The organism is Bacillus paramycoides, from assembly GCF_038971285.1.
Taxonomy (GTDB): domain Bacteria; phylum Bacillota; class Bacilli; order Bacillales; family Bacillaceae_G; genus Bacillus_A.
In genome coordinates, this window is record NZ_CP152427.1 from 1,075,316 (window position 1) to 1,090,308 (window position 14,993).

Annotated in this window: 12 protein-coding genes and 1 pseudogene; 9 read left to right on the forward strand and 4 right to left on the reverse strand. The window is 34.6% G+C overall.

Annotation, left to right across the window (positions count from 1 at the left end):
- Positions 1 to 37 precede the first annotated feature (37 nt).
- A complete protein-coding gene (locus AAG068_RS05550) occupies positions 38 to 1,390 on the reverse strand; it encodes a DUF4026 domain-containing protein (protein WP_342718465.1) in 1,353 nt (450 codons plus the stop codon).
- A 241-nt stretch (positions 1,391 to 1,631) separates the two neighbouring features.
- Between AAG068_RS05550 and AAG068_RS05555 the strand changes: the two genes are divergently transcribed.
- Together AAG068_RS05555 and AAG068_RS05560 are read left to right on the forward strand one after the other, a co-directional pair.
- Positions 1,632 to 3,998, forward strand: coding sequence for a DUF6359 domain-containing protein (locus AAG068_RS05555; RefSeq protein ID WP_342718466.1), 2,367 nt, complete (start codon positions 1,632 to 1,634; stop codon positions 3,996 to 3,998).
- Positions 3,999 to 4,103: 105 nt separating this feature from the next.
- Complete coding sequence (locus AAG068_RS05560; RefSeq protein WP_342718467.1) at positions 4,104 to 4,403, forward strand: hypothetical protein; 300 nt, start codon at positions 4,104 to 4,106, stop codon at positions 4,401 to 4,403.
- A 72-nt stretch (positions 4,404 to 4,475) separates the two neighbouring features.
- Here the strand turns inward: AAG068_RS05560 and AAG068_RS05565 are convergent, their stop codons facing one another.
- The gene (locus AAG068_RS05565; protein ID WP_342718468.1) at positions 4,476 to 5,330 is read right to left on the reverse strand and encodes a hypothetical protein; all 855 of its coding nucleotides are present in this window, start codon (positions 5,328 to 5,330) and stop codon (positions 4,476 to 4,478) included.
- 229 nt (positions 5,331 to 5,559) lie between these two features.
- Here AAG068_RS05565 and AAG068_RS05570 point away from each other — a divergent pair, with 229 nt between their 5' ends.
- The 7 genes and pseudogenes from AAG068_RS05570 to AAG068_RS05600 all read left to right on the forward strand — a co-directional run bounded on the left by AAG068_RS05570 (position 5,560) and on the right by AAG068_RS05600 (position 13,191).
- Positions 5,560 to 5,961 carry a BlaI/MecI/CopY family transcriptional regulator gene (locus AAG068_RS05570; RefSeq protein ID WP_000184503.1) on the forward strand — a complete coding sequence of 134 codons (402 nt, stop codon included), beginning with the start codon at positions 5,560 to 5,562 and terminating at the stop codon, positions 5,959 to 5,961.
- Between the two features lie 2 nt (positions 5,962 to 5,963).
- Entirely contained in the window at positions 5,964 to 7,901 is a 1,938-nt protein-coding gene (locus AAG068_RS05575) for a M56 family metallopeptidase (protein WP_342718472.1), read from the forward strand.
- Positions 7,902 to 8,174: 273 nt separating this feature from the next.
- A complete protein-coding gene (locus AAG068_RS05580; protein ID WP_000963372.1) occupies positions 8,175 to 8,747 on the forward strand; it encodes a TetR/AcrR family transcriptional regulator in 573 nt (190 codons plus the stop codon).
- A gap of 217 nt (positions 8,748 to 8,964) precedes the next feature.
- Positions 8,965 to 11,910 (forward strand): annotated as a pseudogene (locus tag AAG068_RS05585) (YhgE/Pip family protein).
- A 142-nt stretch (positions 11,911 to 12,052) separates the two neighbouring features.
- Positions 12,053 to 12,268: a hypothetical protein gene (locus AAG068_RS05590; protein ID WP_342718473.1), complete on the forward strand. Its 216-nt coding sequence runs from the start codon at positions 12,053 to 12,055 to the stop codon at positions 12,266 to 12,268.
- Positions 12,269 to 12,304: 36 nt separating this feature from the next.
- Complete coding sequence (locus tag AAG068_RS05595) at positions 12,305 to 12,610, forward strand: DUF2087 domain-containing protein (RefSeq protein ID WP_342718474.1); 306 nt, start codon at positions 12,305 to 12,307, stop codon at positions 12,608 to 12,610.
- A 71-nt stretch (positions 12,611 to 12,681) separates the two neighbouring features.
- The gene (locus tag AAG068_RS05600; RefSeq protein ID WP_342718475.1) at positions 12,682 to 13,191 is read left to right on the forward strand and encodes a GNAT family N-acetyltransferase; all 510 of its coding nucleotides are present in this window, start codon (positions 12,682 to 12,684) and stop codon (positions 13,189 to 13,191) included.
- Between the two features lie 119 nt (positions 13,192 to 13,310).
- Here the strand turns inward: AAG068_RS05600 and AAG068_RS05605 are convergent, their stop codons facing one another.
- A complete protein-coding gene (locus tag AAG068_RS05605; RefSeq protein ID WP_342718476.1) occupies positions 13,311 to 13,811 on the reverse strand; it encodes a DinB family protein in 501 nt (166 codons plus the stop codon).
- A gap of 92 nt (positions 13,812 to 13,903) precedes the next feature.
- Entirely contained in the window at positions 13,904 to 14,845 is a 942-nt protein-coding gene (locus AAG068_RS05610; RefSeq protein ID WP_342718477.1) for a helix-turn-helix transcriptional regulator, read from the reverse strand.
- Between the last annotated feature and the right edge of the window lie 148 nt (positions 14,846 to 14,993).

Consider the following 14,993-nt stretch of genomic DNA (forward strand, 5'->3'; position numbering starts at 1 on the left):
TGAAACGCCTTCAATCACATTGAAGGCGTTTTGTTACTTATTCACCAATAAACATATATAAGTTATTTGGCTTTATAACGGCATCTCCTGCATAAATAACCCATTCTGTTAAGTTATCAAAATCTAAATGATAACTATTTCCTTCACGCATATCTTCTATAAAATATGGTTCGTTAATGAGTATTCCTTGAATGAAGTCTTCCGTAATGTTTTGCATTTCAAACCACATATGTTCACTTTTTCCCTCTTCGTAGGAGACACCAAACTTAGCGAGGAAACGAAAATCTTCATTTGATTGTTCAATGTGAAAAATGTTGCTGAAATAACCGAAAGTATTCTTCGCATTGTAAGCCATACGATCAGTTTCACTATTTGTTTTATAGAACATAAGTCCTGTAGCTTCCTCGTGTTCTTTGAAAAAGCTTTCGATATATTCTTCTGAAGTATTAAATTGGAATAAGAGAACGGATGGAGATTGATGGTATTCATCTCGGTCATCCATACCGCCTAAGAATGTATTTTGCGCATCTATTGGCTGTAGTTTCACTTCTTCATCCTCAATTGAAGATAATTGATTCATACTCGTTTTATGCCCAATATAAGATAATCCTTTCTCCCACGGAACAGCTACTGTATGTATAGAACCTTGCTGACTATGTGCGATAACGATAGGCTCATTCATAGGGACTTGTCCATTCTCAACGGCATTATTCGCAAACGTTTGAAAGAGGTCACCAATGCCGTAATAGGAAGAAATGCGATTTGGAATAATTAATTCTATTTCTGTTACGCCCGCTCTTAAAAGGCCGTGTGTATGAAACCAATATTGCGTAGGCTCGCCTTCTTTATCGTCCTCATAAACAGAATGAATAACGTATAAGTCAGGAATGTCAGGTAATAATTCATTTTCAACGTGATATTCAATATAGCTTCTAGATATCACTTTCATTGCGGCACTTGAATCAATCACAAAGAATAAATCTGGGGCGAGGTTCCATAAAAACTGTAACTGCTGGAAAAAGCAGTCCAGTACATCGCCTACAAATAGCGTACGAGTGAAAATTTCAGTTCCATAAGCAGCATCTTCAAAATGACGATCTACAATTGTAGCATCTTGTCTATTGTACATTTTATATTCTTCTGGGTCATTCGCCTCATCAATATGCAGTTCATACGGTATGATTTTTTCATCCATATGTAATTCAACAATAAGGCTTGTCTCATCACTATAAACAATTTTTAATTCATCAACTTTAGTAGCGATAGTTTCTAGCCGCTGTTTTAACTGCTCAATTGTAATTCTAGTAGGTATAACGGCAATCATATCTGAAAAATGACGTTCTAATGTTCCATTCATAGCTGCGCGGTATGTTTCTGTTTGCACTTCCATCCAATCACTCCTATTCAAATGAATCCATTTTACATGCCAATGAACTTTCGATATTTTCTGTTTTCTCTCTCTAACATTATAGAGTGCATTCGTAGAAGGTGTAAAATTATTATTTTGTATTATAGTTTGAAAGCTTGTAAATTAAATAAATTTTTTGTAAAACTTGTCGAAATATCATTCTATATAACGAATCATTTGATATGATAGACATGCTGAGAAAATATGAAATAGAGAGAGGAAAATGGCTGTGAAGAAATTGTTAAGTGTCTTTTTATCATTCATACTATTGCTTTCATTTACTGGAACTTTAGTACAAGCAGAAGAAACTACTTCTATGTCAGTAGAAAAAGCAATTCAAGTATTTAAGCAGCAAGGGAAAACAAAGGGGATAGTAGAAGGATACATTGTTGGGTATACGCAAAGTCCTTCTAAATACACGAAAGATCCAGCTAAGTTTGATGATACAAACGTAGCAATTGCGGATTCACCAAATGAAACGAATCCAGACAAAATCATGCCTGTTCAGTTGCCAAAAGGCGATGTGAGAGCGGCAGTAAACGTGAAAGATCATCCTGAAAATATCGGGAAGAAAGTTAGTTTAACAGGGACGCTTGAATTATATTTTAGTAGCCCAGGTTTAAAATCGGTAACCGCTTATAAGTTGCAAGGAGAAGGACAAAACCGTGTTAGCGATGTAGTAGCTTCGCCTAGTGGTGGAGAAGTTGCGAAGGGTACAGCGGTAACATTAACAACGAATACAGAAGGAGCAACAATCTACTATACGTTAGATGGCTCTAATCCTACAAATAAAAGTGTTCGTTATAACGGACAAATTGTAGTGAATGAAAACAGTGTGATTAAAGCAATTGCAGAGAAAGAAGGGCTTACTTCTTCAGCGATTTCAACATTTTCATTTATTATCGTAAACAATGAACAGGTTCGTATTCATGATATTCAAGGGAAATCGCATATTTCTCCTTACAACGGGAAGAAAGTCTACAATGTGGAAGGCGTTGTAACAGCGCTTGATAAAAATGGTTTTTATATAGAAGATAATCAGCCAGATAATGATCCAGCTACTTCAGAAGGTATGTATGTGTACAAAAAGGATGCGAATGTAGCAGTAGGAGATTTTATTCAAGTTGATGGAGTAGTAGAAGAATATGTTGGACCTGGATATGCAGAAAGGTTTGACACAGACTTAACGACGACTGAAATTAAAGCGAGCCGCGTTGCTGTAATCACAAAAGATCAACCTTTACCAGCACCGATTATCCTTGGAGAAAACGGTGTGAAAATCCCTGATCAAATTATCGATAATGATGCATTCGGTTTATTTGATCCAAATGAAGATGCAATCGACTTTTATGAAAGTATAGAAGGTATGCGCGTTACGATGCCAAAGCCAAAAATTATTGCCCCTCAGAAAAACGGGAATTTATATGTAACAGTGAAAAATGGCGGAAATAAAGTTGTAACGAAATATGGTACATCTGTATTAGATGAAAATCAATTAAACCCAGAACGCCTTTCTGTAAAAGTACCTCGTAATTATGTAGCAAAAGTAGGAGATACTTTCACTGGAGATATAACAGGGGTAGTCGGATATGATTACGGTTCGTTCCGCATTGCACCAATAACGGAATTACCATCTGTAGTAGACGGCGGATTTAAGCAAGTGGGAGCAAATATTCAACCGCGTCTTGATAAGTTAACAGTTGCTACATATAACATTGAAAACTTCTCGGCGAATAAAAAAGAAACAACAGATGAAAAAGTAAAAGCGTTAGCGTATTCTATTAAATACAATTTAAAAATGCCAGATATTATCGGTGTAGAGGAAATGCAAGATAACAATGGATCAATTAATGACGGTACAACAGATGCTTCATTAAGTGCAAAACGTATCATTGATGCTGTTCTAGAAATTCGCGGGCCAAAGTATGAGTATGTAGAAATTGCTCCGCATAATAATCTAGACGGAGGAGCACCCGGAGCGAATATTCGCGTCGGTTTCTTCTACAACCCATCACGTGTGAAATTAGCAGCAGTACCGAAGTTACTTGATAAAAATGTCGTTCGCATTGGAGATGAAAACCCATTATTTGAAAGTACAAGAAAATCACTTGCGGCAGAATTTACATTCCAAGGACAAAACGTTGTCGTCGTTGCTAATCACTTAAACTCAAAAATAGGAGATGCAACGCCATTTGGAAAAGTGCAGCCGCTCGTATTAAAGAGTGAAGAAAAACGAGTTCAATTAGCACAAGAAGTAAACAATTTCGTACAAGGTATTCAGAAAAAGAACACGAATGCACCAGTTGTTGTGTTAGGGGATATGAACGATTTTGAATTCGCTAAACCATTAAAAACATTAGAAGGAACAATCTTGAAAAATATGTTAAACACAGTGCCGAAAGAGAACCGCTACACGTACATTCATGAAGGAAATGCACAAGTGTTAGATCATATTTTAGTAACAAACAACATCGCACCACATACAATTGTAGACCCAGTACACTTAAACTCAAACATTATGAAAGAACATGGACGTGTAAGTGACCACGACCCAGTACTTGCTCAAATTGACTTGAAGAAAGCTTCTTAAAATCGTTGTAAAAGAACGCTTAGAGATATACTGAGCGTTCTTTTTCTGTAAAAATCATGTTAAAATTAATTAAAAATTCGGTTTTTTATAATGAGGAGGTTAAAAATGCAAGCATGGTTAAATGGAAAATTAATAAATCAGCTTGCAATTTTTTTTAGTACGATCGTCATGCTCCAATTTGTAGCTGATGTAACAGAACTTACTCAAAATTTAGACCTTACGTATAACTTAATACATACAGCCTCGTCCTATGTAACGTTTAGTTTGGCGGTGATTTTTACTTTAATAGGTGCAAGGAGAGAATTAAGTAAATATGCAATTATTTCATTATGTTTAGTTGTAGGTATTAAAGCGATTTACTTTGTAGCGGTTGTTATTTTATGGGGAGTGGCAGGTACGCCGTGAAGGGGAAGATAATAATAAGAGCGTAATTCCCTAAACTAACTTAGGGAATTACGCTCTTATTCGTTCAACGATTTAGTCTGAAATTACTTGAAATGATTTTCTACATCGTTCTCTTTTTTGCAGTCTTCTTCTATATTTTTTTCTATCCCGCTTTAGTCCTTGTATATACAGAAGTAAGCTAACGAAAAGGAAGAAAGCACATTGCATCAATAAAATATATGGTGACATGCCTTGCAATGGCTGTTTCGGATCATATAAATGAATAGGGGCTCCGCCTATTGAAGGAAGTATTGTATTTAGCAGGACGTACGGAATGGAGGCAACTGCAAATGGAAAGAGAATCGCCATATAGTCTTTTTGTGACCATACAGATGCAGCAAGTCCTAAAAGGGCCATTAAACCTGCAAATAAAAAATTAATTCCGATATATACAGTAATGTAAGTGAGAGGCGCATCTAAATATAGGTTTGCGAACATTCCATCATCATTTATGATGCCTGAACCAGCCGTAGGTGTTCCGTCTGGAATGGTTAATTTGCAAAATAATAACGATAAAATGAATGGAAGCGTATAAAGAAATCCTCCGCAAAAAAACGTAACGATATATTTCGCTACTGAATAAGGAAAGAGAGAAATCCCCCTACTCACAAATGGTTTAAAACCATCTGACTTATCCGAATTGTAACTTGTACTAAAGGGGAAACTCGCAATAACTGGCATTAATAATAAATAAACATCCATTTCATTGTCGCGAAATCCAATCCATTTTAAATCTGTTGATATAGGACCATTCGCTGCGTCTCCTAAATAACGAATGACATAATAATAGTGATAAATGCAAATAAGAACAAATCCACTTAGCATCATTATTAGAGAAATACGACTACAAAAAGCTTGCTTTATATTTAAACGAAGCGCACGCATCATGACTGAAAAAGCCTCCACTATTTTGATAAACTTGTCTATTTTCTATATTACTATTAAATGTAAGGATTTTCTTGTTTTTTTATTTGATCATTTGAAAAAAGGGAAATTTGTTGTCGTTAAGTAAGGTTTAACGGAAATTATATTTTCTAAAATATGGTTGACAATTTAGTATTACATTTGTAATCTTAATTGTAGATTACAAATGTAATACTAAGGAGTGAACTATACTATGACAAATCAATTACCTAAAATATCTGAAGCGGAATTAGAAATTATGAAAGTACTTTGGTCTAATTCTCCACAAACAGCGAATGAAATTATAGAAGAACTAGAAGATGCAATGGACTGGAAACCGAAAACAATCCGTACATTAATTAATCGGTTAGTACAAAAAGAAGCCGTTTCTTACCATCAAGATAAAGGGCGTATGTATGCTTATTATCCGTTAGTATCACAAGATAATTATTTACAAGTTGAAACGAAATCTTTGCTAAAGCGTTTTTGCGGCGCAGCGTTTAAACCATTACTTGTTAATTTCTTAAAAGAGGAAAAATTGTCTTCAGAAGATATTAATGAACTGAAACGCATTTTAGATGAGAAGACAGAGGAGAATAAGAGGAAGGATAGATAACAATGATAGACATGCTTATAAATGTATACCTTTCTCATTTTTTTGATTGGCTTATAGAAACGTCACTTATGGCCAGCATATTAGTTGGATTTATTCTATGTATAAAAGTGCTATTTAGAAATAAGTTAACGCCCCGGTGGCAATATATGCTGTGGATCGTACTAATGATAAGACTCCTTTTACCATGGTCACCGGATAGTTCTTATAGTATTTATTCATTATTCTCCTATAGTTCTAGTGTATCGGAAGTTATTCAAAAAAATACACCTTTACCTGAGAATACAGTGAATAACGAGATAAAACATACAGAAGAATTAGAATTAAATTCTGAAACTGTGACAAAAAATAGTGAACAGAAAGTAAGTACGATTGAGGAACAACAGACTACATTGTCCTTATACAAAGTTGCTCTATATGTTTGGTTAGCTGGGGTAATCCTATTAGCAGTCATAACGTTTATTACAAATAGACGTTTATATGCTTACATAAAGAAACAACCGGATATTACGGATGAACAAGTCGCTACAGTATTTAATCGCTGTAAGCAGTCTATGAAAATGAAGAAGGCAGTTTCATTACGTCTTGCAGGAAAGATTGCGAGTCCAACTGTTTTTAGTTTCTTTCGTCCGAAAGTATTACTATCAAAAAAACATATGAAAGTATTAAATGAGCAACAATTACAATATGTCTTTTATCATGAGTTAGCTCATATTAAGAGAAACGACGTAGCTGTAAATTGGATTATGTACAGTTTACTCCTATTAAATTGGTTCAATCCGATTCTTTGGTATGCCTATTTTTGTATGCGAGAAGATCAAGAATTAGCTTGTGATGCATATGCACTTACTTTTATAGATAAAGAGGAGCAAATTGCATACGGTCATACAATTATTACCCTTTTAGAACATTATTCCTATCAAGTACCAAGCCTAGCAAGTTTAAGTAGAAATAAACGAACACTAAAAAGGAGAATCGTTATGATTAAAAAATTCCAAAAGAAATCGTATCGTCTTTCTTTACTTGGAGTTATTGCTATAGCAGCTATAGCAGGCGGATTTTTATTAAATGCAAGGATAACTGAGGGGGATGAAAGACAGAAAGAAAAGGTTATAGAAAACAAGCAATCTAAAGCGGCATTTGAAAAAGCGATAGAAACAGTATTAGGTACGCCGGAGAATGCAAGTAGAGAATGGGGGATGTCAATAAAGTCATATAAAATGAATACAGATTTTTTGTATTTGGCAGAAAAGAATTTTACGAAAGAAGAATTTGAGCAGTATGTTCAATTATTTAAGGAAGCGCAAGAAATTCGTAAAAAAGCAATGGTTAAGAAAAATGTGCCTGAAAATTATGATGGAGATACAAAGGAATATAAACCTGAACGCTTGAAGAAAGCTGATCAAGAAAGACTAGCTACTATTGAGAAGACACTAAAACCGCTTGGAGAAAAGCTGGAGAAGTCTTTAACATATACTATAGAAGAAGCGAAGAATCATGTACCATTTCAAATTAAGCAGCCGGCTTATATACCTGAAGGTTATGAGTTAAAGAGAGAATGGGCTGATTCATATTTTGGAAGAGATATAGAATTAGTTATTAAATCAGAATATAAAAAAGGGAAATATGGTTTTACAATTTATCAGTCAAGAATGTATGCAGGTGGTAATAAGGATCCACTACACTACATGATGCCTGGAGAAGAGAATCTAGAAAGTTATAGTTTAAACGGGAAAGGAATGGTCTATAATAAATCTTCTCATGGAGAGGGTAAGTTAAAAGGGCTCAAAATGTTTGTACCAGCACAAGGTAAGAATAGTGATTATCAAATTGTCATAGTGAATGATATTTTTACAAGAGATACAAAGATATACGAAGAGATAATCAATGATGATCTAACTAAGAAAGAGATGGAGAAAATATTACTTTCTATGTCAAAATAAAAGACAGTGTTCTTAAACTTTTTGTTTTAAGAACACTGTCTATTTTATTGAATTTCTAGTGGGATCTAGCCAGCAATTATTATGAATATATTCTAGCTTTCCATACAAGTATACTTTTTGATACACTATGGACAGTATGATATAACTTGACTGGAATTTTTTTATACTGGAAATAATAAAAAAGAGAACTTGTATAGAATGTAAGCGTGTGGTAATATCAAAGATGTACTGATTGACTATATTATCCAATTGGTCATTTTTGGAGGTGACGATGTGGCGATAGATCGAAAACGTTCTATTATTGAAGCTGCAACAAAGTCTTTTTCAGCGTTCGGCTATAAAGCAACAACGATGGATCAAGTAGCGAAATTAGCGAATGTAGGAAAAGGAACGATTTATACTTTTTTCAAAAATAAAGAAGAGCTATTTGGTGAAATTATTTCTAATTTAATTACAGAAATGAAGCAAGTTGCAGAAAATGCAATTCGTTCAGATGTTTCATTTTTTGAAAATGTACATAGAGCATTATATAGCATATTAGAATTCAGAAAAGAACATCAGCTCATGATTAAGTTAATTCAAGAAGAGCGCGATATGGGAACGAAAGAAGTACAAGAAGTGATGCAACAAGTAGATGTAGAAATCGTTTCTTTCATTCAATCGTATTTAAAGATTGCGATTGAAAAAGGTGAAATTAGCAAATGTGATCCAGAAATTACAGCATTTATTATGCTTCGCTTATACGTATCGCTTATTTTCGATTGGGAAAAAAATCATGAACCGCTAGAAAAAGAAAAAATCGCAGAATTATTTGAACTTTATTTATTAAGAGGATTGTCAAACTAAGATAATCCTTTTATTATATATAAAATATGACCGAATGAACAACATGGTCATACATTTAATTTGAGGAGGGAAACATAGAAATATTCATTTCATATTGAGTAAAAGTTGCATAGTATAAATTCGGGGATAAGGCATATGAATGAATAGGTATAGCCTTTTTGTTTGGGATAAAATGACCAAATGAATAATTTGGTCATTTTGAAAAGGGGGAGAAATAATGAAATGGAATCAGTTGCTTCGTAAAGAGTTTACTGCAATTATAAAAAGCAAAAAAATATTAATTCCAATTATCGCGGTTTTATTCGTACCAATTTTATATGCAGGTATGTTTTTATGGGCCTTTTGGGATCCGTATAAACAGTTAGATGATTTACCAGTAGCGGTAGTCAATTTAGATAAAGGTGCAGTATTTGATGGGAAACCAATTGAAGTCGGAAAAGGGCTCGTTGATAACTTAAAAGATAATACAAGTTTTAAATGGGAATTTGTAAGTGAAAAAGAAGCAAAAAAAGGAATGGAAGGCAGAAAGTATTACATGTTAGTACGCATTCCAGATGACTTCTCAAGTAACGCTACAACATTATTAAAAGACGATCCAAAACCATTAAACTTAGAATACATTCCAAACGAAAGCTTAAACTTCTTATCTTCGCAAATTGGCGGAACAGCAATTGAAAAAATTAAAGGTGAAGTATCAAGTACGTTAACGAAAACATATGCAGAGAAAATGTTTGATTCTATTCAAGACGTCTCAAAAGGGTTAGCAGATGGGGCGGAAGGAGCAGGTAAACTACACGACGGATCAAGTGAGCTGCATGATGGTTCAAGTAAAGTGACGGATGGCCTTCATACACTTCAAGGGAAGTCTGGGGAGATGAAGGATGGAGTTCAGAAATTAGCAGATGGATCTAATAAATTAGTAGATGGGTCAGGCAAAGTAACAAACGGTTTAAATGTGCTAAATAGTAAAACAGGTGAAATGCAGGTAGGTATCGGAAAATTAGTAGACGGGTCAGGCAAAGTAACAGATGGTTTACATGTATTAAATAGCAATGCAGGTATCGGGAAATTAGTAGACGGTTCCGGGAAAGTAACGAACGGTTTAAATACGTTAAATAGTAAAACAAGTGAGATGCAAACAGGTATTGGGAAATTAGTAGATGGGGCAGGAAAAGTAACAGCCGGTTTAAATACGCTAAATGGCAAAACGGGTGAAATGCAAAAAGGAATTGGCGAATTGCGTGATGGATCTGAGAAAGTGACAGATGGCTTGAACAAATTAGTAAGTAAATCCGGTGAATTAAAAACAGGAACAACGGATCTATCAAATGGTATGGAACAACTGGTTGGGGGACAAAGCCAATTAGAGGAAGCTTCTCAAAAAATTGAAAAGGGTTTGGAAGATTTAAATCATACAGTGAAAAATTCTGCTGCAGGTTTAGAGGAAATGCAGTCGAAAGGCCCTTCTATATTGAATACAGTAAATGAGAAAATAGATGGAGCTGGGACGAATGTAAATCAGTTAAATGAACTTACGCAATCAACAGAAGAAGATGTGAAAAATGCAGTACAAGATGTAGCAAATTTACAAAAGCAAATTGAAAGTTTACCAAAAGAATATCAAGAGCAGTTATAACCATTCATAACAAGTGCTGTAAAAAGTACAGCGACAGTTCAGCAAAAAGCTACCGGAGTAGCAGGTGGAACAAATAAATTAAATGAAGAAGTAAAGCAATTAAAAGGCGAAATAAATCAAAAAACAAGTGATTCGCAAAACAAATTACCGAATACAGCGAAATTGGACTCTTTAACAGATAGCATTGAGGAATTAGCCAGTGCACAAAAAGGATTTGTTGAAAATTTCAAAGGTTTTGGAAAGAATTTAAATGCAGCAAAAGAAGGCGCAAATAAATTTAAAAACGAATCCGGTCAATTAATTGATGCGATAAATCAATTAGCAGATGGCTCAGGTAAAGTAACAGATGGTTTAGGAACGTTATCTGAAAGAACAAATCAAATGGCAGGTGGAGTAAATCAATTAGTAAATGGCTCAAGTCAAGTAACAGGTGGTTTAGGAACGTTATCTGAAAGAGCAAATCAAATGGTAGGTGGAATAAATCAATTAGCGGATGGCTCAAGCCAAGTGACAGGCGGTTTAGGAACATTATCTGTAGGCGTAACGAAATTAGCAGATGGCTCAAACCAAGTAACAGGCGGATTAGGTACATTATCTGTAGGAGCAAACCAAATGGCAGGTGGAGTAAATCAATTAGCAGATGGATCTGATCAAGTAACAACTGGCTTAGGTACTCTAAATGGTGGCCTAAACAAAATGTCAACAGGCTCAACCCAACTAATCGACGGAGTAAATAAACTAGCAGACGGATCAGGAAAAGTAACAGATGGTCTCGTAAAAGTAAACGATGGTTCAGGTGAACTTGCTGAGAAACTTGGCGAAGGGGCAGAGAAAACTGGTGAAGTAAAAGGGACGGATAAAACGTATGATATGTTTGCAAGTCCTGTAAAAGTGAAGACGGAGAAAATGGCGGAAGTTCCTAACTACGGAACTGGATTTACACCGTATTTCTTATCACTCGGTTTATTTGTTGGGGCATTACTATTATCAATCGTATATCCATTACGTGATACAGTGGGCGTTCCAAAATCAGGATTTAGTTGGTTTATTAGTAAGTTCGGCGTGTTACTATCAGTCGGTATTATTCAAGCGATAGTAGCGGATGTTATATTACTATTTGGATTAGGTGTAGAAGTACAAAGTATTCCGTATTTCATACTCTTTAGCATCGTTACAAGTTTAGCGTTTATCGCATTAATTCAATGTTTAGTAACAGCATTCGGTGATGCAGGGCGTTTCATCGCCATCATCACATTAATTATTCAGCTTACAACAAGTGCTGGAACATTCCCACTAGAATTGATTCCGAAGTTTTTACAACCATTCAATGCTTGGTTACCAATGACATACTCTGTCTCAGGATTGAAAGCAGTCGTATCAAGTGGAGACTTTAATTTTATGTGGCAAAACGTAGGAGTACTCATGATTTTCATCGTTGTATTATCACTTGGAACGATTGCTGCATTAACTTGGATGCACAAACGACAATTTAGAAATATTGCGGAAAATCAATCGATTGAAGCGTAGAAAAAAGCACCTTTTCGGTGCTTTTTTTATTTTAATGTAGGGGTCTTTTCTGTAGTTTATATAAACCTTTTTACAAGATATAGAGACGAAAGAAAAGGATTTACAACAATTTATAGAGAAAACTAGATATAGAAGAGTTGATATGATGAAAGGAAATCTTACTTATTATTTTATCGTAAATCCGCTAATCATCTTTCTTGTTTATGCCCTTTCACCTATCCTGTTTCATAAAGAAAAATATATAAATATAAAAGATGCACTAGGAATACTTGTAGTTTACTATGTGCTAATTAGCGGGTATTACCTTATTGATGTTATAAGTAAAAGAATGAAGAAAAATAGTAAGGACAAACAATAAAGTTGTATTATTTAAAAACCAATGGAGGATAACAAAATGACCGAAAATGAAATGAAATTCAGAGATACGACGATTCGTAACTTTTTCGATAAAGAGGGCCGCCTAAAATCGATTCCAGGTCAAAAGAAGAAAAAATTAGCATTGTTAGAGCATTTAATTAGCAAATTAAATGCTGAAAATCAATATACGGAAAAAGAAATGAATACATTCATAAAACAATATCATGATGATTTTTGTACGATTAGACGCGAGTTTATTGTAAACGGGTTTATGGATCGCGAGGATAATAGGTACCATATCAACGGGAGAGAAGTTTGGACGAAGTGGGAGGAGTTAAAATAATGAATTAGAGGGGAATCCTCACGTTATCTATCCTTCTTTGTAGTTTTTAGAAAAAGGTATGAGGTGATTTAGTGATACGATTAGCAAAAGAGATTGATGCAGAAGCAATTATGGATATTAGAAAAGAAATTATATTATCGGAAACTACTACAAAATTTTTTATAGTATCTCCAAAGAAATTACCAAATGATATGAATGCAGAAAGAGAAAAGATACGGAAAAGTAATGAGAAAGGTAATCTTTACATAGTTTATGAAGTAGATAAAAAAGTGGTTGGCTTTTTAATTTTCAATCGATATGAATTAAACCGCTTACGACATGCAGGCACAATGGGAATGGGAATTAAAGAGGCGTACTGTAATCAAGGCATTGGTACAAAACTAATTGAATTTCTTATTAGTTGGGCTAAAGGGCAGAAAGGTTTAGAGAAAATTTGCTTAGGCGTAGTTTCTATTAATGATAGGGCGATTAAGGTATACAAACGTATGGGGTTTGTAGAAGAGGGAAGACAAAGAAAGCAAATAAAGTATGAAGATGGAACATATGGAGATGACGTATTGATGGGTTTTTACATTGAATGAAATAAAGGAGTTTTCTATTGATAGAAAGTGGGATTTTATGAGTAATTGTATAGTCGGTGCATATTGTAGTAAAAAGACTGCCAATATTGGCAGTCTCTTTTTAGTGGAAATATTAACACTTAGCAAACCTTAAGTTCCAATCGTTCTTTCTGACGAAGATGATGTGCAAAATGCATAGAAATAAGCTGGAACCATTCTGCTGCATGTAAGTAACCAAGCCCAGGATGTTCGACTTTACAATCACTAGGGATAGAAGAAAGTGTTGGCTCAATGTCTTTAACAATTGTAATTAATTCTAGAAGCTGTTTCTGTACGTCTTCTTTATTAGTTGGGTTTTCAGGCGTATATCCAGGATGATCTGGTAATTTGATTTTTATGTCTGGGAAAGCTCCCATCATATATACCTTTTCTCCCATATCTGTTTTCTTGTTAGTTACAGAAGGCAATTCAGTTCTACATTTTGCAATTGCATCTAACTGCATGTGTGTAGCTGAAATTAAGTGATTATACATTTGACCGAGAGACCATTCTTCGCTAGACGGCTTCGTCCTAAATTGTTCTATAGAGTACTTTTCTAATTCCTCTATGTAGTACGTTGCTAACTCTTCAAATTTCTTCATATCACTAACTCCTTTTTATGAAAATGTATTTGTTACTACCTACTATAAAGAAGTAATGCTGACAACATTATGTCAGTAGTGAAATGCAAAAATTAAAGTTGTAACATTTTTTTTGCTTCATCACGGATTTTTTCAGATAGAACGTGTGGCTCAAGTACTTGCACTTGGCTTCCCCAGCTCAATATCCATTGAAACACTTCATCTATGCTTCTTGATTTCAAAAAGACGTGAAAACCATCATTTCTATGTTCGTATGAATCTATAAAGAAGTATCGTGATTCAATAATTTTATGTGCAATATGGGATGGGAATAATAAATGAATCATCACAGTACGGTTGCTTTCAGGCTGATATTCTTGCAAAGAAAAGTCTTCGGGTTTTATAAAGAATTCTTGTTCTTGTTGTAGTCCATCCATTCGATCTAAACGGAAATTACGTATTTGTTTTCGAAGTAAACAATGGGCAACGATGTACCAAATCCCTGAAATATTGACTAAGCCGTAAGGATGAACGGTCCGCTTTATTTTTGTAGTTTCTCTCGGTTTCCGATAAGAAAAAGAGATAGCTTGTTCTTTTTGAATAGATTCTTGCAATAAGAGAAGTTGATTTTCTAGCTTTTCTTGTTCAGATTGCTGATGTGAAAATATAGGAGAAAGGAAACGAAAAGTTCCTCGTAATTCCTGGGCTTTCTTTTGTTGATCTGCAGGGAGAACAATTTCAAGTTTCTCTTTTGCTGATCGTGCATGTACAGAAAAAGAAGAAGTGAAAGTTTTCTCGATATAATCACCGCCTAATAAAAGAGTAACAGCCTCTTCAGGCGTAAGTTGAATGGGGGGTAGGAAATAACCATCCATTAATGAGTAGCCATGGCCAGGCATGGCGAAAAGTGGGACGCCAGATTCACTAAGTGCATCCATGTCTCGATAAATCGTTCTTATACTTGTCTCAAATTTTTCCGCTAAGCTTTGTGCTGTAACAGTTTGTCTTCTTTGTAATTCAATTAATATAGCTAATAAACGATCCGTCCGATTCATGAAATATCTCCTTTTATCTTTAATAAATATGCCTCCTGTAAACTTCTAAAACTAATATAAATTTCCCTCCCATTAACATACTTTTCCCTATGTATAATATTAATATAGTAAAATCATAACAACCGATATTGCAGTTTCCAATAATATA